Source organism: Gracilibacillus halotolerans (assembly GCF_014206945.1).
In the GTDB taxonomy this organism is placed as follows: domain Bacteria; phylum Bacillota; class Bacilli; order Bacillales; family Amphibacillaceae; genus Gracilibacillus; species Gracilibacillus halotolerans.
Genome location: NZ_JACHON010000004.1, coordinates 24,678 through 44,063, shown reverse-complemented (window position 1 = coordinate 44,063; position 19,386 = coordinate 24,678). Strand labels below are relative to the sequence as shown.

Below are 19,386 nucleotides of genomic sequence, written 5' to 3'. Positions count from 1 at the left end.
GTAGAAATGTCTCCTGTATTAGAAGTGAAAAATTTACATGTTCATTTTGAAACATATGGCGGAACAGTACAAGCAGTTCGCGGTGTGAATTTTGAATTGAATGAAGGAGAAACCTTGGCAATTGTGGGTGAATCGGGATCAGGAAAATCGGTAACATCCAAGTCGTTAATGGGTCTTATACCTAGACCGAACGGCAAAATTGTTGAAGGTGAAATTTTATTTGAAAATCAGGATTTAGCAAAATTAAAAGAAAAAGAATTACAAAAAATGCGCGGGAAAGATATTTCCATGATTTTTCAAGATCCAATGACTTCCTTAAACCCAACCATGAAAGTTGGAAAACAAATAATGGAAGTACTTATGCTGCATCAAAAGCTTTCTAAAAAAGAAGCAAAAAAGCGGGCAATAGAACTGTTGGATTTAGTAGGAATCCCATTTCCTGATAAAAGAGTGGATCAATACCCGCACCAGTTCTCTGGTGGTATGCGACAAAGAGTCGTTATCGCAATAGCTTTGGCATGTAATCCGAAAGTACTTATTGCTGATGAACCGACAACCGCTCTTGATGTTACGATACAAGCGCAGATTCTTGAATTGATGAAAGACATTCAGAAGAAAATGAACACGTCGATTATATTTATTACACACGATTTAGGTGTTGTGGCAAATGTGGCGGATAGAGTCGCAGTAATGTATGCAGGAAAAATAGTAGAAATCGGAACAGTTGATGATATTTTCTATAATCCTAAGCATCCATACACTTGGGGACTAATAGGGTCTATGCCAACTGTAGATAGTCAAGAAGAGAAATTATATGCAATTCCAGGGACACCACCTGATTTACTTTACCCTCCTAAAGGAGATGCTTTTGCATTAAGAAGTAATTATGCATTAGCGATCGACTTTGAAGAAGCACCACCCATGTTTAAAATATCAGATACACATTCTGCTGCGACATGGTTATTACACGAAGATGCTCCAAATATTGAGCCTCCTAAAGCTGTTAAGCTGCGGATGGAAGGCATGGCTAAAGGCGCCGGTGGTGATATGAATGGGGATGTTAACAATGAGTAAAGAAAAAATACTAGAAGTTAAAAACCTTAAACAACACTTCGACACTGGTGGAAAAACTACAATAAAAGCAGTAGATGGCATTAGCTTTGATATATATAAGGGAGAAACGTTTGGTTTGGTTGGAGAATCTGGTTGTGGTAAATCTACAACCGGAAGAACAATTATACGTTTATATGATGCTACAGATGGGGAAGTAATATTTAAAGGCGAAAATGTACATGGCAAGAAATCAAAAAAAGAACTAAAATCATTTAATCAAAATATGCAAATGATTTTCCAAGATCCGTATGCTTCGCTTAATCCTCGAATGACAGTAAGGGAAATTGTTGCAGAAGGAATCCATATCCATGGTTTAATAAAAGATGAAGCTGCAATAACAAAGCGAGTACATGAATTACTGGAGACAGTGGGACTAAACAAAGAACATGCTTCTCGTTTCCCTCATGAGTTCAGTGGAGGACAAAGGCAGAGGATTGGAATTGCTCGTGCATTAGCCGTTGATCCTGAGTTTATTATAGCAGACGAACCTATCTCAGCTTTAGACGTTTCGATTCAAGCACAAGTAGTAAATCTATTAAAAGATCTTCAGAAGCAACATGATTTGACGTACTTGTTTATTGCACATGATTTATCTATGGTAAAGTATATCAGTGATCGAATTGCCGTTATGTATGCAGGAAGGATTGTTGAGTTAGCAGATAGTGATGAGCTTTATAAAAACCCAATGCATCCATATACTAAATCTCTATTATCAGCAATTCCACTGCCAGACCCAGATTATGAACGAAACCGTAGAAGGATAACGTATGATCCTAGTCAATATGAATCAAGTGAGCATGCAAGTTTTCGTGAGATTAAAGAAGGACACTGGGTACTTTGTACAGATAAGCAGTTTGCAAAACTACAGGCGAGTATATAGTATCAATCATTCAGTTAAAAATGGGACTCAAAAGGTAGACAATACCTTTTAGATAGTCCCTTTCTTTTTCAATATGCAAGTCCCATTTATGTAAAAGATTGTTTTTACACTAGGAATTAAGCTATTGTTAATAACGAATGAGAGGTTAAGGTATATTTTCTTATTTAATTAAGCAAATATTTAGACTATAATGGAACGAAACAACAAAGAAATAGGAGCCTGATAATTATGAGAAGCTATAAACAACGCATTGTACTATGGAGTATTCTATTAATATTTTTAGGAACAATTACTGTACACGCTGAAGATGAAAGTGACCAAAATACAGAAACCCTTCGAGCAAAATCACATTCCACGATAAATTTCACCCAAACTAAATTAGAGCTTCCAGATGTTTTTCCGCGATTTTCTTTTGTGTCTGATCTTAATTTTGAATATCCAGATGCGGTAAGAGGTATTTATGTAACAGGTCCATCTGCAGGCGGTGGGCGAATGGAAGAACTCATACATATGATAGAGTCAACCGAATTAAATGCAATGGTCATTGATATAAAAGAGGACCATGGTCATTTAACATTTAAACCTGAAGAAGGTTCCCCATATGAAGATATTGCGCAAAATTATATTAATGACCCCAAGGAGCTAATGAAGACACTAGAAGAAAAACAAATTTATCCTATTGCACGGGTTGTAGTATTCAAAGATTCTGTTTTAGCAAAGAAACGTCCTGATTTATCATTTACAAAAAATGGCGAGGTCTGGGTAAATAATCGAAAAGAGGCTTTTGTTAATCCTTTTCATAAAGAAGTATGGGAATACAATGTCGATATAGCTAAGAAAGCAGCAGAACTTGGTTTTAGAGAAATTCAGTTTGATTACGTTCGTTTTCCTGAAGGTTTCGAGCACCGAGATAAGGAGTTAGAATATGAACTAGGGGATTATGCTGATTTCGAGGGAAGTGAAGTTAAACAACGAGTTGAAGCTGTTACGGACTTCGTAGCATATGCTCGAGAAGAATTACAGTATTATAACGTAGATGTATCTGTTGATATTTTTGGCTATTCAGCGACGATTGAAGAGGCTCCTGGTATTGGACAAAACTTTTCAAAAATAGCTTCTAATGTGGACGTAATATCTTCCATGATTTATCCGAGCCATTGGACTCCGTATTTTGGAATTGACTTTCCGGATAGAGAACCGTATCGCCTAGTAGATGAATATGCAAAAGTAGAGAATGAAGTTCTTGATAAATTAGAAAACCGACCTATTTCACGACCTTGGATCCAAGATTTTGAGGCTCCGTGGTTATATAGTGGTCCAACCTTTCAATATGATGCTCCAGAAGTAGAAGCACAAATTAGAGCGCTGAATGAAAATGGTATTGATGAGTTCCTGATCTGGAATGCAAGTAACGTTTATTCCGATGGAGTCGATTATACGCCACTTGACTAAAGATTTTAAAGAGACTGAGACAGAAGTAATTTTCATAATCAAAATCCGAATGTTATACTAACGCCAAGTCAAAATACTTCGCTTTTACCCATAGGGTATAAGTCAACATCTGTGCAAGAAATAACACTTGCACAGTGTTTCCTATACCTCGGCAACGCCTCAACTAATTACAAAAGTTATATAAAAACTTTTGTAATGGATTTTCGGCTGTTGCTTTTCCTGCAGGAGTCTTGTATTTTGACTTGGCTATTTATATCCTTTCCATGATTTGGTTGGATTTTTGTGCTCGGCCTAAAAGGCCATTGTGGTCTTCCCTCTTACACCACATATACTCATTGTTTCTAAAAGAATCCCTTATTGTTATTGCCCTGTAAACGGATCAAACTCTTCGAATATTGTTAATTGGTCCGTCATGTAAACTTCTTTTAGCTGATACCTAATATATTCTTGTATTTTCTTTTTATTTCTAATCACTGTATTTATGTAGAAACCAGAGCACCAAAACTTGTGATTTCCATATTTATATTTGAGATTGGCTTGACTATCAATTACACTACTTTTCCCTTTTAAATATCCCATAAATTATTTCGGTGGGATACTTACTAACATGCGTATATGATCTCGACATGCGTTTGCCTCATGTATAGTGCTTTGCGTTCGCATAAATCTCTTATAGTTTGACCGATACATCTCTAATATTTTCCTTATATTGTTTGTCTCCTATACTTTGGAGCAAAGACGATATGGTACTTACAATTCCAGTTGTGTGTGCTAAACTATTCTTGTCCTTCGTTGGACGTACCTCCTTCATGAGTGAGATGTTGTGGTCGGGAAACCAACATTATCTTACCATGAAGAGAGGCATTTTTTTAACCCACGCCGAAAGCTTTCCAGAGAAGCTGGGATATAACTAAATCTTACAATAATAAAGGCGAACAATTAAAAATTGAAATATAAATTACGCAGCAAAAACACGTAGACTCCTGCAGGAAAGCAACAGCTGAGGGATTACAGGATGTAATTCAGTTCGGCGTTGCAACAGGACGTTGCACTATTAGCCGAACATCCTATACGCTTTCAATTTAACTTTTAAAATTAGTTGAAGCGTTGCCTGCGGAAAGCGAAGTGTTTTAGCGAAGTAATTATAAAAAGCATACAAACAGAACTGATTCTAACGAATCGTTCGGTTAGTAGTATGATTAAATAATTCTGTCCCAGCTCCATTTTAAAATCTAGTGTGTAGTAATCCGTAGAATAATTGAAATTCCTATATTTTAAAAATATTTTTTAAAAAGCGAAACAAAAACAACAATTAATTCGTATATATTTATAGACAGAAGTTTAGAAGTAATTACTTAAGGGTATATTTATAGATGATTGTACATATATAGAGGGGCGTTCATCATGAATTGGTATGAAAAGCTTAATAAATATTTTCCAGTTGAGGAAATGAAATCCCAAGAACATATGGAGTTATTACTGCAGGAAAAGGGAGATGTCTATCATAAGGATGAGGGACAGTATCACGTAATGATGTATGCAGAGTTTCCAAGTTTCATCTTTATTGATTATTTATATGTATCAAAAGAGTCACGTGGGCAAGGTTTGGGACATCAACTTATCGAAAAATTGAAGAGAAAGAAGAAACCGATAATTTTGGAAGTAGAGCCATGGGATTACTCAGATACAGACTCAACAAAAAGATTAAGGTTTTATCGTAGAGAAGGATTCGAACATGCTCAGTCAATCGGATATACCCGGAAGTCGTTGGCAACCAATGAAGCTAATACTTTAGAAATTCTATTTTGGTCTCCCGAAGAAGCTGATGAAGAGGCAATCTATAAACAAATGAAAGAAATGTATGAGGATATCCATACGTATAAAGATGAGGAAGTGTATGGTGAATCTTATCAATCAGCCGATGAAGTTATCACTTATGATGATAATCGTGAAGTTGATAACATATTTGAAGCGATCCAAGAAAAAAAGAAGAAATAGCGAGTTTATAATAGGAATGATGGGGTAAAGTAAATATATCAAATATATGAAAAAAGTAAGAAAAAAGCGTAAAAATAGCGTTTCCCCCCTATCTTAGCTAGTGAAAGTGTAGTATACTGAGTAAGAGAGAATAAATTAAATTAATTTTAATCTAATAACGATGAAATATTGAATAAACAATTACAATAAATCAATCCATTTTGAGGAGTGAAATTTTAATGGTCACATTGTATACCTCACCAAGTTGTACATCATGTAGAAAGGCAAAAGCCTGGTTAGAAGAACATGACATTGCTTTCAAAGAGCGTAATATTTTCTCTGAGCCTTTAACATTAGAGGAGATCAAAGAAATTCTACGTATGACAGAAGATGGGACGGACGAAATCATCTCAACTAGATCAAAAGTATTTCAAAAACTAAATGTGAATTTGGATCAGCTTCCACTAAAGGATCTATTTAAGCTTATTCAAGAAAATCCAGGTTTACTAAGAAGACCGATTATCTTAGACGAGAAAAGATTACAAGTTGGTTATAACGAAGACGAAATTCGTCGTTTCTTACCTCGTACAGTACGAACTTTTCAACTACGTGAAGCACAACGTATGGTTAATTAATCTAGTAAATAAAGAGCTGCTTAACATCCTGCCGAAAATATCTTATTCTCGGCGGGTTTTCTTTTTTCAGTAGAAATACGATAAGGTCCATCTCCGATTATGGATCTTATTCGTAATGATACCACGTTTCTTATAGAACACCAACTATTTACTGTCTAATTCAATGATTTGGAAGAGACAGTAAATAATACATGACAAGTAGTAAAGAATAGGCTATAATGGATTATTAAATAAAACAGTTTAAAATCCAATAAATAAGGTTATTTTGTTTTTCAAATTGCATAAAATATCATACAATAGATATAAGATTCTATCCTGTTAATAGGACATGGAATCGGGGTATAATAAAAATAAGGGTATATATTGTACGCTAGTAATCCCTTCCAACCCTAACTATTATTTAGAAGGGAGAGTTATGAAATGGAAATAGAAAGAATCAATGAGAATACCATTAAGTTCTATATATCCTATATGGACATTGAAGATCGTGGTTTCGATCGAGAGGAAATATGGTATAATCGTGACAAAAGCGAACAGCTATTCTGGCAAGTAATGGACGAAGTGAATTACAATGAAGAAGATTTCCATATGGACGGACCATTATGGATTCAAGTGCAAGCATTAGAAAAAGGACTTGAAATAGTTGTAACTAAAGCGCATATTTCCAAAGACGGACAAAATCTCCAACTTCCCACAGAATCAGGAAAGACGATTGATCTACCTGTTGATGATAAGATCGAGACTTTACTTGAAGAAAAATTCGGGTCTGTCGATCATGACATCGATAACGAATCTTTCGCACAAGATTTTGTAGTAGTAGTTCTTTTCAAAGATTTAGAAGACGTTATTCAGTTAAGCCATGCGTTTGAATCTGTAGATGGAATGCGTGACGAACTTTATGTATATAATGATAAATATATGCTCATTACTAGGTTTGACGAAGAATTTTTAACAGATGACGAGCAGGAAAATTTAATTAGTCAAATCTTAGAATATGGCGAGGAATCTGCAATAAGCGTATTTATAGTAGAAGAGTACGGGAAGGCAATCTTTAAGAAGGACGCGCTAGAGCAAGTGCAGCAAAACTTCTCTATATAAACTTTGTTAGGACCTTGTCTATTTACTAGGCAAGGTTACTATTTTTGAACCAGTGGAAGCTTGACTTCTTACTGGTTTCAATTTTTTACGGAAACTTGCATATTAGATAGAAATGTATTTAGTAGAAAGAAGGACATATATGGAGACAGGAAATAAAAATATCAATCGAAAGCAACTTATGATTGTACTTATCTCAGGTGCTTTTGTAGCAATACTCAATCAAACATTATTAGGAACTGCTTTACCTCATATTATGGAAGACTTACAAATCGGTCCTTCGGCAGCTCAATGGTTGCAGTCTGCGTTTATGTTAGTGAACGGTATTATGATTCCAATTACAGCTTTTCTTATTGAACGATTTACAACGAGAACACTTTTCATGACAGCATTAGGGAGCTTTGCGATTGGTACACTTATTGCCGCGCTTTCACCTAACTTTAGCTTATTATTAGTGGGGAGAATTCTTCAAGCCGGTGGAGCAGGTATTATGATGCCATTAACACAGACGATCATGTTTCTAATTTTCCCTATTCATCAACGTGGTAGAGCAATGGGAATGTTTGGATTAATTATTGCATTCGCTCCTGCTATGGGACCTACATTATCAGGTTGGTTAGTGGAACACTTTCACTGGCGTAGCTTATTTTATGTAGTATTACCGATTGCTATATTCGATATTATCCTAGCTTATAAAATACTAGCCAATGTGACGAAACAGACATTTCCTAAAGTAGATATCGCCTCCATCATCCTTTCAACCTTAGGTTTTGGTGGGTTGTTATATGGTTTCAGTATGGCTGGTGATGAAAATCATTCATGGACTGGTAGTATGGTTTTAGTACCTCTTATTATCGGTAGTATAACCCTATTTTTCTTTATACGTAGACAGTTAAGGTTAGAGAAGCCAATTCTAGAGTTTCGGATATTTCGTTATAAGATTTTTACTCTGTCCACTGCGATTGGCATGATTGCTTTCTTCTCAATGATAGGTGGCGCAATTATCTTACCGATTATGATGCAAGATTACATGGGTTTTTCGCCATTAGTATCAGGTTTAATGCTACTACCAGGAGCTATATTGATGGGACTGATGAACCCTGTTACCGGGCGATTATTTGATAAATTCGGTGGGAAATGGTTAGCAATTATTGGATTAAGTCTCGTTACTATTACAACGTTTATGTTCTCTATTTTAACAACGGAGACAACGTTTCTATACCTAACTTTAGCAAACGCGGTTCGGATGTTCGGAATATCGATGGTCATGATGCCAGTAACGACTGCTGGTTTAAACCAATTACCTAATAATTTAATGGCACATGGTACTGCAATGAATAATACGATGCGTCAAATGGCAGGAGCAATTGGGACAGCCGCATTGATTTCTATTATGTTAGACCAAGCAAGACCATCTGAAGGGTTGGAAGGGATGATGCATGGAGTTAATATATCCTTTCTAGTATCTGGGCTAGCTGCTTTAGTTGGTTTAATTCTGTCCTTCTATTTAAATAATACAAAGCCAGAAAAAAGTTAATGAAGGAAAATATCACTTCCTGTCGAATAATAGACATGGAGGTGATTTTTTGTTACAGGCAATGGATAAACAAGGTAGGCTACTAGCTATTTGGAACTTAAATAAAAGGACCTGGAGTAAACGAAAGGAAGTGGATCCACTATTTTGCCCACAATGTCATGAAAAAGTAATCGCAAAGTTTGGTCAATTGAAAACTCCTCACTTTGCCCATGCTCGTAATAGTAGTTGTAGTCATAACGGTGAAAGTCAATACCATGAAAAAGGAAAAAGGGATTTATACGAGTGGCTGCTTAATCAAGGGTTAAATCCAAAACTAGAATATTATTTACCTAAAACAAAACAGGTAGCCGATATATATCTTCGTATTGGTAAGAAGAAAATAGCAATAGAATATCAATGTGCGAAGATTTCTACAGAAGAGTTTGTCTCACGAACGACGAGTTACCAACAACAGCAGATTACCCCAATTTGGATTTTAGGAGCCAATCGCCTAAAAAGAATTCATGAAATAGGTATTCAATTAAACGATATAGACAAATCTTTTATCCATCAATATCATCCTCAATATCCTCTAACTTTATACTTCTATTGTTCTGAAACGAGTTATTTAATACTTCTTCAACACTTTATCTTTTTCAGCAAAACAAAGGTATTCGGTACTTTTATAGCAAAGTCACTAAACCAACTAAGCGTATTTGACCTATTTCGTATCTATCCACAAGCTTCCGTTAAATGGAATCAAGCATGGAAAGTGGAGAAGAGGAAGTGGCTGCATCGACCAGTATCGTTCTATAACTATCGTGAGAATCAATGGAGACAATGGCTATATCAGCATCAACTAACCATTCAAAAACTCCCCTCATTTGTCTATTTACCAGTAAGCGAACAATACCGAATGAATGAGCAGCCATGGAGATGGCAAAGTGAATTATACGTCGAATTATTGATGAAAAGAAAACCATTTACTATCCCTCGTGCACAACAAATCGTCGAGCATTATTACCTTCCAATTACCCAATTTCCCCTTATCGACAAATCAGCGGATCCAGTTATTCAATATGTTCGCCTACTAGTTAAAAGAGGATTATTGAAAGAGCAAAATGGCGTATTTAATTTCAAAGAAAACATATAATGTACGTAAAGCATTCATATATCTGTATGAACCTTGTCCTCTTACGTTATAATAACCTTATATAAATAAAAGGAGGAGATGTTAATGACAGAATCAGCAAAGAAATCCTTGCCGCTTAGAGAAGAAGTACCTGTAGAAAGGACATGGAGATTAGAAGATATCTTTGCAACAGATGAGGACTGGGAGAAAGAATGGCAAGCAGTTAAAGAACTACTACCTCAATTCGATCAGTATCAGGGAGCCTTACATCAGTCAGCAGAAAAACTTTACGGATTGTTACAATTGCAGGATAACGTTTCCGATCGATTTAGTAAGCTGTATACATATGCGCATATGCGGTATGATCAAGATACAACGAATTCATTTTATCAAGCAATGAATGGTAAAGCGGAAAATTTATTAACCCAACTCTCAAGTAAGATGAGTTTTATTACTCCTGAAATAATTAAAATAGAGGAAAAAACAATAGAACAATTCCTTGAATCACATGAAGGGTTACGTCTATATCAGCATACATTAGACGAAATCAGTAGAATGCGACCTCATGTACTTTCAGAGAAAGAAGAATCTCTATTAGCAGAAGTATCTGATGTAACCGATAGCGCATCCCAAACTTTTGGTATGTTAAACAATGCAGATTTAACATTCCCTCCAATTAAAGATGAAGAAGGCAATGAAGTTGACGTAACACATGGGCGTTATATTCAATTTATGGAATCAAGAGATCGACGAGTTAGAAAAGATGCATTTCACTCTATGTATGGGACCTTTGATCAATTCAAAAACACATTCGCATCCACACTACAAGGAACGGTTAAAAAAGACAATTTTTATGCTAAAATAAGAAATTATGAATCTGCACGGCAGGCAGCATTAAATCGTAATAACATTCCGGAAGCAGTCTATGATAATTTAATTGAAGCGATTCATGAAGGATTACCGTTGTTACATCGCTATGTATCCTTACGGAAGAAATTATTAGGACTCGAAGAACTTCATATGTATGATCTTTACACACCTTTGATAAAGGATGTAGATATGAAATTTACGTATGAACAAGCACAAGAGACTGTCTTAAACGCTTTAAAACCGATGGGTGAAGAGTACTTAACAATCATGAAGAAAGCATTTGAGGACCGCTGGATTGATGTTGAGGAAAATAAAGGAAAAAGAAGCGGTGCTTATTCATCTGGTTCGTATAGTACCAACCCATATATTTTGATGAATTGGCAGGATAATTTAAATAATTTATTTACGTTAGCTCATGAATTAGGGCACTCCATGCATAGCTATTATACGCATGAAAACCAGCCATATCGATATGGTAGTTATTCGATATTTGTAGCGGAAGTTGCTTCTACATGTAATGAAGCGTTACTGAATAATTACTTAGTAGAAAACACGGCTTCTAAAAAGGATAAGTTGTATTTAATTAATCACTTTTTAGAAGGATTCCGAGGTACAGTATTCCGTCAGTCAATGTTTGCAGAGTTTGAGCATCAAATTCACTTATTTGCGCAAGAAGGTGAAGCATTAACGGCTGAGCGCTTAACAGAAATGTATTATGAATTAAATAAAAAGTACTTTGGTGATGATATTGTAATTGATAAGGAGATTGGATTAGAGTGGGCGAGAATACCTCACTTTTATTACAATTACTACGTCTACCAATATGCAACGGGTTATGCTGCAGCTCAATCTTTAGCAACACAAATACTAACAGAGAAGGATACTGCAGTAGAGCGCTACTTAGGTTTTCTAAAAGCAGGTAGTAGCGACTATCCTATAGAGGTATTAAAGAAAGCTGGAGTGGATATGACGGAGAAAACGCCAGTCTTAAACGCGCTCCAAGTATTTGAAGAAAAGCTGAATGAAATGGAACAATTAATTGAAGAATTATCACGCGAGCTGTAAATAAATGAAGAAATCCAACGTGTAATGAAAAACCCCCCTAAGGCACACTACCTTAGGGGGGATTTTATATGATCTACGTCTAGTATACAGTGTCTATTAGACAGTAGGTATTTCAGTAATTGACTCAGTTTCGGATCATTATAGTCTACATATTTACCTTTTAACGAAAAACCTGTCTATTCTTAAAGCCTCTGAAATGCTTCCTATAATAATGAAAACGAACAGCTAGAAAGATTGAAAGAAATAATAAAGGAACGGAAAAATAAATTGGTATGAATTTCATTAGTCCCATAATATTTAGTATAAAAGCGAAAAGTACTAATATGTAAAATAAAAGCCTCATACATTCTCCCCTCCTTAACGCAAACTTTTATCGTATTAAAGTTTATGATTTCTAGGATGAAATAGAACTGTGACACTTTTGTGAAATAATGAGCAATGTTATTGTCAAAGTGATTAACTAGAGGTATAGTTATAACTGTAAGCAATACCTCTTTTAGAAGACTTGAACAACTCCCACCCCTTAAATAAGAAAAGGACATGTTCTGTGCATGTCCTTTTCTTATTTGTATGATACGTTATTTTGCATATTTCCAAAAGTATCCGTATTTTACGGGGACTTTTTCTACGATTCGTTTAAGCTGGAGTTTTTTCATTTCTTTTTCTGCCTTTTCGGTAGACCAATCATATACGACAGCCACTTCTTTTGTTGCGACAAAGTCATACTGCGAAATAAAATCTTCTAATGATGGTTTCTTAGCAGGAAGAGGTTCTTTTTGTAGCATTTGTTTTAATACTTTTACATAAATATCATAAGGATAAATTCCTGAAATTTTTAGCCCCTCATCCTCTTCAGATTGATTGAAGAAAACCATCGTAGGTATATATTCTACTTCCATCTCATTTGTGATTTTTACATCGCATTGTAATGCTTTTTTCGATGTGTTCGAGTAAAGATCTTTCTTAAACTCACTAATGTCTAATCGTATACTTTCTGCACAATTCAATAGTACTTCTTCATTCGAAATATCTTGTTTATTCAAGAACGCTTGCTCTTGCATTTTACGTAAAAAACGCTTCCCAGCTTTTTTTCCTTGTAATTCTGCTGCCTTAATTGCAATGGAAGAGATTTCTGAAGAATAAATCGGGTTTTCTATCCATAAATCTCCATCACAGCTCATACCAGTTCTACTTGCTGTTTTTTCCCATATATCCTTTAGCTTTTTAGGCTTCTCGAATTTATCAGCATTTGTGTTGGAAAGTTTTCCAGTTAAAACATTTCGTATCGTAAAGAAACGTCCATATTCAATCGTTAGCTTTTTAATGTACGGTTCTAGAGACCAGCATTCCGGGCATAAAGGATCGACAAATACATAGATTTCTATCGGCTTTTTAATAAGGTCGATAAAGTGAAACGTAGGCATTTGCTCATAATCCTGGTTTTGCCAAGACCCGGCAGATTTCCAGTTCACAGCGATTCTCCTTTCTCTTCTGGCGTATTCATCATATGATTCGCAGTTAAGGTTAAACGCTCAAAAATCACACTTCTGAAAGGTTCCTCTATTTCAGCTTCTTCTAAAGCTTCTTCCATACAAGAAAGCCAAGCATCGCGTCTAGTCGGTGTAATGGGAAATGGTAAATGTCTTCTACGCATCATCGGATGTCCATGTTCTGCTTGGAAAAGTGGTGGACCACCGAAAAACTGAGTTAAAAATTGCTTTTGTTTTCTGGCTACCTCTGTTAAATCCTCTGGAAAGATAGGAATTAAATCTGGGTGTTTTGCAACTCTTATATAAAAAGCATCTACGAGCCGATGGACAGCATCCTCACCGCCAATTGCTTCATAAATGGATCGTATGTTTTCTTTCATATTTTCAAACCTTCCTTTAATCCTTGTAGTTAAAACTTATGGAAGTTTGTGACTATATTGTAACAGTCTGAAACAAATTTAATCAACTGAAGTGACTTGGAATAAAAACAAGCGTGTAAGGCCTTTCGCTGTTATCATACAGATAGTATTTCGTCACATAATGTTTCAATAAAAAATTAATTTGAGTGTTCATTTGGAAAAATATCTAATTATCTTAGTTTATTCTAAGCCTTTAAAGTGATTCATAAAAACGAGCCACTTTGTTCGGAGTGTTCCGAATAGTGATGGCATTTTCCTCAAGGATTTGATCAAATACTTGCTTACCTAATTGTTCATTATCCGCTTCTAATTCTAGCTCGTAATCCTCTTTCCCGTGATAAAAGCTATGATCTAATACAAGTAACATATCTTTATAACTATATTCATCTCGTATCGTCTTTAAAGAGCCTCCAAATTTTAAATCGTGGGGATTGATATCGAAGGCAACAAAATAATCCTTTAATTCCTTTGGTAGAAGAATGTTATTTTCCTTCCAGCTTTCTAATTCTTCCTCAGTAATTCGTATATGAACCTCAAGTAAACCAGGTCCGTCGGGATTAGGTAGTTTTAATGTAGCAATGTTCTTTGAATCTTTACTTCTAACTCTAAAGGCCGCTCCTTTACTTTTAAGTTGAAAAGTAGAGGTCTCAAAATAAAAATTAGTTTGTATTGTGTGATTTTTATGGTATGGAGAAAATGTATTTTTTAGATGCTTATATTCAGATTTATTTAAAAGGTTTTTGAATTCTATTTCTATTTCTTGTTCCATATGACTGGCATCCTTTCGTAAGCTAGAACGTGTTTTTTTATATAGGAATGTCATTAATGTAGTATCTTTGTTAAATGTCTGAAGTCAATCCTAATTAAAGGCATATGTGAAATCAATGGATTTGTTTTTATTTTGCCCCAATCTATACGAAATTGCAAAAATCTACTCTCTCATGTATATTTCATAAGCTTCAGAAACTAGTTAACATGATACGAATTCAACAAGATATATGGTAAACTAATTAGAGGAAATCCTTATATTGGGTGGTGTAGGCAGATATGGATTGGGAAAGCTTTTTGATACCTTACGAGCAATGTGTTGAGGAATTAAAGGTAAAATTACGGGGGATACGAAAGCAATTTGCAAAAGAAAAAAATCACTCTCCTATCGAGTTTGTTACTGGACGTGTAAAACCTATAACAAGTATTTTAGAGAAAATGCGTCGAAAAGATATTCCGATGGATAAAATGGAAACAGATTTACAGGATATTGCAGGAGTTAGAATCGTATGTCAATTTGTTGATGATATCTTTGATATTGTTCAACGTTTAAGAAACCGAAAAGATTTTAAAATTATCGAGGAAAGAGATTATATTAAGAATAAAAAGGAAAGTGGCTATCGGTCTTATCATTTAATCATTTCTTATCCAGTAGAAACCATTCACGGTTACAAAGAAATAATAGCCGAAATACAAATACGAACATTAGCTATGAATTTTTGGGCGATTAACGAACATTCATTAAATTATAAATATGAAGGACAAATACCAATTAAAATTAGTGAACGATTGAAAAGAGCAGCGGAAGCAGCATTTAAATTAGATGAAGAAATGGCGAAAATAAAGGATGAAATACAAGAAGCTCAACGTGTCTTTCATTCATATAAACAGAATAAATAGGAGGGAGGATTCCCATGAGATTTGCAATCCTTTCTAGAGGAGATCAAAAGTCGGAGCTAATTAAACAAAGAATGGTAACATACTTAAACGATTTTTCAATGATTTATGATGATAAAGAGCCCGAGCTTGTTATATCTGTTGGGGGAGATGGAACCTTCCTTGAAGCATTTCATACGTATAGTTACCGCCTGGAAGAAACTGCTTTTATTGGAGTACATACCGGTCATTTAGGTTTTTATGCTGATTGGTTGCCTGAAGAAGTAGAAAAATTAGTAATTGAGATTACTAAAAAACCTTTTGAAATTGTTGAATACCCGTTACTAGAATTAAAGATCGGTTCTGTGAATGAAACAGAAGAACATCACTACCTAGCTTTAAATGAAGTATCGATAAAATCTTCAGAAGGAACTTTAGTAATGGACCTTTTAATCAATGGTACACACTTTGAACGATTTAGAGGGGATGGATTATGTATCTCTACGCCATCCGGTAGTACGGCTTATAATAAGGCATTGGGAGGAGCAATTATTCATCCTTCTTTAGAAGCCCTACAAATTACTGAAATGGCTTCGATTAATAATCGAGTTTTCCGTACGATTGGCTCTCCACTCATACTGCCAAAACATCATATTTCGGAGCTCAGACCTCTCTATAAAAAGAGGAATTTCACGATAACGATTGATCATAATACCGAAACATATACGAATATTGAACGAATCGAGTGTCATGTGTCGGATAAAAAAATTCGGTTTGCAAGATTTAGATCTTTTCCATTTTGGACGAGGGTTAGAGAATCATTTATTTCGGAGGAAAGGTAATGTATAAATGGTTTGTCGATGAGGAAGATGACCAAACAGTACTGAGAGAATATTTACTAAATAAGAGGCACATTTCTCGAAGAGCGCTAACATCTATCAAGTATAGCGGTGGAAAGATTTTAGTAAATAATGAAGAAGAAAATGTGCGATTCACTCTGAGTAAAGGTGACTTGGTAGAAATAATATTCCCTCCTGAGAAGAGAAGTTCATGGATGACACCTATAGAGATGCCTTTATCGATTCTGTATGAAGATGACCATGTTCTAGTTATCGATAAACCTGCGGGGTTAGCTACTATTCCTTCTAGACATCATCCTACACATACTTTAGCAAATGGTATTATACATTATTATAATGAAAGAGGATTACCATATACAGTCCATATCGTAACAAGATTAGATAGAGATACGAGTGGATTAGTACTGATTGCGAAACAGCGTTATAGTCATGCAATTTTGTTTAAGGACCAACAGACGGATGGTGTGAAAAGAGAGTATTGTGCAATAATAGAAGGAATCTTACATGAGAAAAAAGGTGTTATTGATGCACCTATTGCAAGAGATACAGACTCCATTTTAAAAAGGAAAGTCTCTGATTATGGCCAACAAGCCATTACGAAATATATGGTTAGAGAAGAATCACCACATGGTTCATTCGTCGATATTGAACTAGAAACGGGGCGTACACACCAAATTCGTGTTCATTTCAAATCAATCGGACATCCTCTATTCGGTGATTCTCTCTATGATGGAAATATGAATTACATTAACCGACAGGCACTTCACTGTAAGTCGCTAACCTTTTTTCACCCAACTACTAGAAAAGAGATGCATTTTGAAGCTGATTTGCCAGAAGATATGCACATTTTATGGAATAACCTGCGGTAATCGGCCATAACTCAATCTTAAATCATCAACAACGAACAATAAAATGCTGTAATATTAATTACGTAGTCAAAACACGAGACTCCTGCAGGAAAAGCAACAGCCGAAAATCCATTACAACAGTTTTTATATAACTTTTGTAATTAGTTGAGGCGTTGCCTGCGGAAAGCGAAGTGTTTTAGCGAAGTAATTAAAAAAACGTAGATACCGAACGAATTGTTAGAACTCGTTCGGTATCTACTATGATAAAAAACCCCCACCTCGTCCTCAATTTTATTAATCTTGAAAGTATGAGAACTTTTCTTCGACGAATGGTTGTTTTGATGGAACATCTACTATTTCTTCTTCAGGTAACCGGAAAGCTGTCAATTTGTTTCCAAACACTGCACCTGTATCAATATTAACAGTTTTATTAACAAATCGTGGGTCCAACACTGGAGTATGTCCATAAACAATCCAACGATCTCCGGTGTAGTGCTGTGCCCAATCTCTTCTTACCGGTCTTCCGTCAGGTAATGTTTCCCCTGTAGTATCCCCATATAGAACAAAAGACTTCACACGCTTATCTTGTCTTCCGATTAACGACTCTTTAATACCTGCATGTGCAACAACGGCATTCACTTCCGGTAATTCTAGATACAAAGGAGAGTTTTCATATAGTTTTATCATTTTGTTCCTTACATTTGATTGTTCCTTTCTATCTAGAGCCTGATATTCTTCGACAGTAGTTTCTAAACCGTGTTGGATTTTGACATTATTTCCTTGGAAATAACGGTACAATTTATCACAATGGTTTCCAGGGATGTATTTTGCGATTTTGTCTTTCATAACAAGCTGATAAACCAAATGTATGACATCGACAGAGGAAGGTCCTCTATCCGTTAAATCCCCGAGGAAAACTAATTGTCTCTTATCAGGATGATACCATTGTGCCCCTTTATCTCTGTATCCAAGTACATCCAATAATTCGATTAATTCATCTAAACAGCCATGAATATCTCCAATAATATCTACCTTCATATATTCACCTCAACGTTAAGATTCGTCAAACATGTATGTTTTTATACGGTAGTAAATATTAAGAACTAATCCTATAGCAATCATGTAGGTTAATGTGGAGCTTCCTCCGTAACTAATAAAAGGTAATGGAAGGCCTGTAATTGGTAAAAGCTTAATGGACATTCCTATATTTTGAAATACTTGAAAAGTGAACATTCCAATTAACCCAGTGATAATATAGCTTCCAAATGGATCTTTACTTTTAATAGCTATAAAAATTAAGCGATAAATTAGTAAAAAATAAATGGTAATGACAATACTAGAACCAATAAATCCAAATTGTTCTGCAATAGCTGTAAATATCATGTCCGTATGGTATTCCGGAATTCGAAAAGCCATCTCGAAATTCCCTATTCCTTTACCCGAGAGTTGGCCAGAACCAATGGCTAACATCGCCCGTACTAATTGATAGGCTCCACTTTGTCGATATTCATCGGTGGAGAGCCAACCTTGGAATCGATCTTGAACGTGTTGCAGACCCGCATCCTGAAGAAATGCGCCCATTTGTTCAGGGAAGGCGAGATAGATACCAATAACGGATAGAATAGCACCCGCACTGACTCCAAAAATAAATAAAATGATTCTCCATTTTATCCCGGATACGAGAATCATACTTGCAGTTATAGCAATGAGTACTAAAACTCCACCTAAGTCTGGCTGCTCTATAAGAAAGAATATCGGTATGGCAGAAGTAAGACCGATTTTTGCTAATAGTAGTAAGTCTGTTTTTAAAACATGTTCGGGATATTTCTCGTTATGTGTAACCATCAAATGCGCCAAGAAAATAACAAGAAAAACTTTCATGAATTCGGCCGGCTGTAAGGTTCCCAAGACAGGAAATTCAAACCATCCCCACGCGCCGTTTACTTCCTTAGCAATCCCTGGTGGAAAATGAAAATACAACATGAGAAGCATCAAAACGCCGACTCCGTAAAATAGCCATGAAACAAGTCTTAGTTTGTCGTAATCAACTAGCATTATGATGCCGATTAGTATAGAACCACCAATATACCATATAATTTGTTGTATATAATAAGTAGTGTTAGGATAAATTTGTTTTAAGTAGGGGTCTAACGTATATAAAGTAAAAACACTAATAACTGCTAATAGCAGAATAATGAAAATTAGTGTATAATCAATTTTTCCTCGTTGTAGTTGATTTGGCATAACGGTATACCTTTCCCTTTCCAAGTTGACTAATATATAGTATAGAACATTCTGGTTTAATTTGAAAACTATAAAATGAATGTTAAAAATATATATTTTTTTCTACATATTTTTAGTATTATCGATATTTGTGGTATTCTTTAACC

17 protein-coding genes and 1 pseudogene are annotated in these 19,386 nt (G+C 35.3%); 12 read left to right on the top strand and 6 right to left on the bottom strand.

The genetic code is table 11. The features are described from left to right. The first annotated feature begins 6 nt into the window (after positions 1-6). The 3 genes from GGQ92_RS06875 (at position 7) to GGQ92_RS06865 (ending at position 3,445) form a co-directional block, all read left to right on the top strand. Positions 7-1,074, top strand: a complete 1,068-nt coding sequence (locus tag GGQ92_RS06875) for an ABC transporter ATP-binding protein (RefSeq protein ID WP_184246127.1) — start codon at positions 7-9, stop codon at positions 1,072-1,074. Then, positions 1,067-1,993: an ABC transporter ATP-binding protein gene (locus GGQ92_RS06870; protein WP_184246124.1), complete on the top strand. Its 927-nt coding sequence runs from the start codon at positions 1,067-1,069 to the stop codon at positions 1,991-1,993. The genes GGQ92_RS06875 and GGQ92_RS06870 overlap by 8 nt, the downstream gene beginning before the upstream one ends. A gap of 228 nt (positions 1,994-2,221) precedes the next feature. Further along, positions 2,222-3,445: a putative glycoside hydrolase gene (locus GGQ92_RS06865; RefSeq protein WP_184246120.1), complete on the top strand. Its 1,224-nt coding sequence runs from the start codon at positions 2,222-2,224 to the stop codon at positions 3,443-3,445. A gap of 360 nt (positions 3,446-3,805) precedes the next feature. Here the strand turns inward: GGQ92_RS06865 and tnpA are convergent. Next, positions 3,806-4,256 (bottom strand): annotated as a pseudogene (gene tnpA / locus GGQ92_RS06860) (IS200/IS605 family transposase). Positions 4,257-4,849: 593 nt separating this feature from the next. On the opposite strand from tnpA, the gene GGQ92_RS06855 reads away from it, so the two are divergent. From GGQ92_RS06855 to pepF, 6 genes are all read left to right on the top strand, one after another. Next, on the top strand, positions 4,850-5,443 hold the full coding sequence (locus GGQ92_RS06855) for a GNAT family N-acetyltransferase (RefSeq protein WP_184246118.1): 594 nt from the start codon (positions 4,850-4,852) through the stop codon (positions 5,441-5,443). Positions 5,444-5,661: 218 nt separating this feature from the next. After that, positions 5,662-6,057 (top strand): transcriptional regulator SpxA, encoded by a 396-nt coding sequence (spxA, locus tag GGQ92_RS06850; RefSeq protein ID WP_184246115.1) that lies wholly within the window; start codon positions 5,662-5,664, stop codon positions 6,055-6,057. Between the two features lie 420 nt (positions 6,058-6,477). Continuing rightward, complete coding sequence (gene mecA, locus GGQ92_RS06845; RefSeq protein ID WP_184246112.1) at positions 6,478-7,155, top strand: adaptor protein MecA; 678 nt, start codon at positions 6,478-6,480, stop codon at positions 7,153-7,155. Between the two features lie 139 nt (positions 7,156-7,294). Further along, positions 7,295-8,689 carry an MDR family MFS transporter gene (locus GGQ92_RS06840; RefSeq protein ID WP_184246110.1) on the top strand — a complete coding sequence of 465 codons (1,395 nt, stop codon included), beginning with the start codon at positions 7,295-7,297 and terminating at the stop codon, positions 8,687-8,689. 49 nt (positions 8,690-8,738) lie between these two features. After that, on the top strand, positions 8,739-9,821 hold the full coding sequence (locus tag GGQ92_RS06835; protein ID WP_184246107.1) for a competence protein CoiA: 1,083 nt from the start codon (positions 8,739-8,741) through the stop codon (positions 9,819-9,821). 84 nt (positions 9,822-9,905) lie between these two features. Continuing rightward, entirely contained in the window at positions 9,906-11,735 is a 1,830-nt protein-coding gene (pepF, locus tag GGQ92_RS06830; protein ID WP_184246104.1) for an oligoendopeptidase F, read from the top strand. Positions 11,736-12,313: 578 nt separating this feature from the next. Here pepF and GGQ92_RS06825 read toward each other — a convergent pair. The 3 genes from GGQ92_RS06825 to GGQ92_RS06815 all read right to left on the bottom strand — a co-directional run bounded on the left by GGQ92_RS06825 (position 12,314) and on the right by GGQ92_RS06815 (position 14,413). After that, positions 12,314-13,207 carry a ClpXP adapter SpxH family protein gene (locus GGQ92_RS06825; RefSeq protein ID WP_425486386.1) on the bottom strand — a complete coding sequence of 298 codons (894 nt, stop codon included), beginning with the start codon at positions 13,205-13,207 and terminating at the stop codon, positions 12,314-12,316. After that, the gene (locus GGQ92_RS06820; protein WP_184246101.1) at positions 13,204-13,605 is read right to left on the bottom strand and encodes a globin domain-containing protein; all 402 of its coding nucleotides are present in this window, start codon (positions 13,603-13,605) and stop codon (positions 13,204-13,206) included. The genes GGQ92_RS06825 and GGQ92_RS06820 overlap by 4 nt, the downstream gene beginning before the upstream one ends. A gap of 232 nt (positions 13,606-13,837) precedes the next feature. After that, positions 13,838-14,413, bottom strand: coding sequence for a CYTH domain-containing protein (locus tag GGQ92_RS06815; protein WP_184246098.1), 576 nt, complete (start codon positions 14,411-14,413; stop codon positions 13,838-13,840). Between the two features lie 278 nt (positions 14,414-14,691). Here GGQ92_RS06815 and yjbM point away from each other — a divergent pair, with 278 nt between their 5' ends. From yjbM to GGQ92_RS06800, 3 genes are read left to right on the top strand one after another with little or no spacing between them, the layout of a single operon-like run. After that, positions 14,692-15,312: a GTP diphosphokinase gene (gene yjbM / locus GGQ92_RS06810; RefSeq protein WP_184246095.1), complete on the top strand. Its 621-nt coding sequence runs from the start codon at positions 14,692-14,694 to the stop codon at positions 15,310-15,312. Positions 15,313-15,326: 14 nt separating this feature from the next. After that, complete coding sequence (locus tag GGQ92_RS06805) at positions 15,327-16,130, top strand: NAD kinase (RefSeq protein WP_184246092.1); 804 nt, start codon at positions 15,327-15,329, stop codon at positions 16,128-16,130. Further along, positions 16,130-17,017 carry an RluA family pseudouridine synthase gene (locus GGQ92_RS06800; protein ID WP_184246089.1) on the top strand — a complete coding sequence of 296 codons (888 nt, stop codon included), beginning with the start codon at positions 16,130-16,132 and terminating at the stop codon, positions 17,015-17,017. Before GGQ92_RS06805 ends, GGQ92_RS06800 begins: the two co-directional genes overlap by 1 nt. A 273-nt stretch (positions 17,018-17,290) precedes the next feature. On the opposite strand, the gene prpE is transcribed toward GGQ92_RS06800, so the two are convergent. Both prpE and GGQ92_RS06790 read right to left on the bottom strand, forming a co-directional pair. Continuing rightward, complete coding sequence (gene prpE, locus GGQ92_RS06795; protein WP_184246086.1) at positions 17,291-18,034, bottom strand: bis(5'-nucleosyl)-tetraphosphatase PrpE; 744 nt, start codon at positions 18,032-18,034, stop codon at positions 17,291-17,293. 15 nt (positions 18,035-18,049) lie between these two features. Next, the gene (locus GGQ92_RS06790; RefSeq protein WP_184246083.1) at positions 18,050-19,240 is read right to left on the bottom strand and encodes an FtsW/RodA/SpoVE family cell cycle protein; all 1,191 of its coding nucleotides are present in this window, start codon (positions 19,238-19,240) and stop codon (positions 18,050-18,052) included. Positions 19,241-19,386 lie beyond the last annotated feature (146 nt).

Bases quoted from the DNA above. Each gene is read 5' to 3' on its own strand.
- GGQ92_RS06875 (WP_184246127.1), top strand. From the start codon at position 7: ATGTCTCCTGTATTAGAAGTGAAAAATTTACATGTTCATTTTGAAACA.
- GGQ92_RS06870 (WP_184246124.1), top strand. From the start codon at position 1,067: ATGAGTAAAGAAAAAATACTAGAAGTTAAAAACCTTAAACAACACTTC.
- GGQ92_RS06865 (WP_184246120.1), top strand. From the start codon at position 2,222: ATGAGAAGCTATAAACAACGCATTGTACTATGGAGTATTCTATTAATA.
- GGQ92_RS06855 (WP_184246118.1), top strand. From the start codon at position 4,850: ATGAATTGGTATGAAAAGCTTAATAAATATTTTCCAGTTGAGGAAATG.
- spxA (WP_184246115.1), top strand. From the start codon at position 5,662: ATGGTCACATTGTATACCTCACCAAGTTGTACATCATGTAGAAAGGCA.
- mecA (WP_184246112.1), top strand. From the start codon at position 6,478: ATGGAAATAGAAAGAATCAATGAGAATACCATTAAGTTCTATATATCC.
- GGQ92_RS06840 (WP_184246110.1), top strand. From the start codon at position 7,295: ATGGAGACAGGAAATAAAAATATCAATCGAAAGCAACTTATGATTGTA.
- pepF (WP_184246104.1), top strand. From the start codon at position 9,906: ATGACAGAATCAGCAAAGAAATCCTTGCCGCTTAGAGAAGAAGTACCT.
- GGQ92_RS06820 (WP_184246101.1), bottom strand. From the start codon at position 13,605: ATGAAAGAAAACATACGATCCATTTATGAAGCAATTGGCGGTGAGGAT.
- GGQ92_RS06815 (WP_184246098.1), bottom strand. From the start codon at position 14,413: ATGGAACAAGAAATAGAAATAGAATTCAAAAACCTTTTAAATAAATCT.
- yjbM (WP_184246095.1), top strand. From the start codon at position 14,692: ATGGATTGGGAAAGCTTTTTGATACCTTACGAGCAATGTGTTGAGGAA.
- GGQ92_RS06805 (WP_184246092.1), top strand. From the start codon at position 15,327: ATGAGATTTGCAATCCTTTCTAGAGGAGATCAAAAGTCGGAGCTAATT.
- GGQ92_RS06800 (WP_184246089.1), top strand. From the start codon at position 16,130: ATGTATAAATGGTTTGTCGATGAGGAAGATGACCAAACAGTACTGAGA.
- prpE (WP_184246086.1), bottom strand. From the start codon at position 18,034: ATGAAGGTAGATATTATTGGAGATATTCATGGCTGTTTAGATGAATTA.
- GGQ92_RS06790 (WP_184246083.1), bottom strand. From the start codon at position 19,240: ATGCCAAATCAACTACAACGAGGAAAAATTGATTATACACTAATTTTC.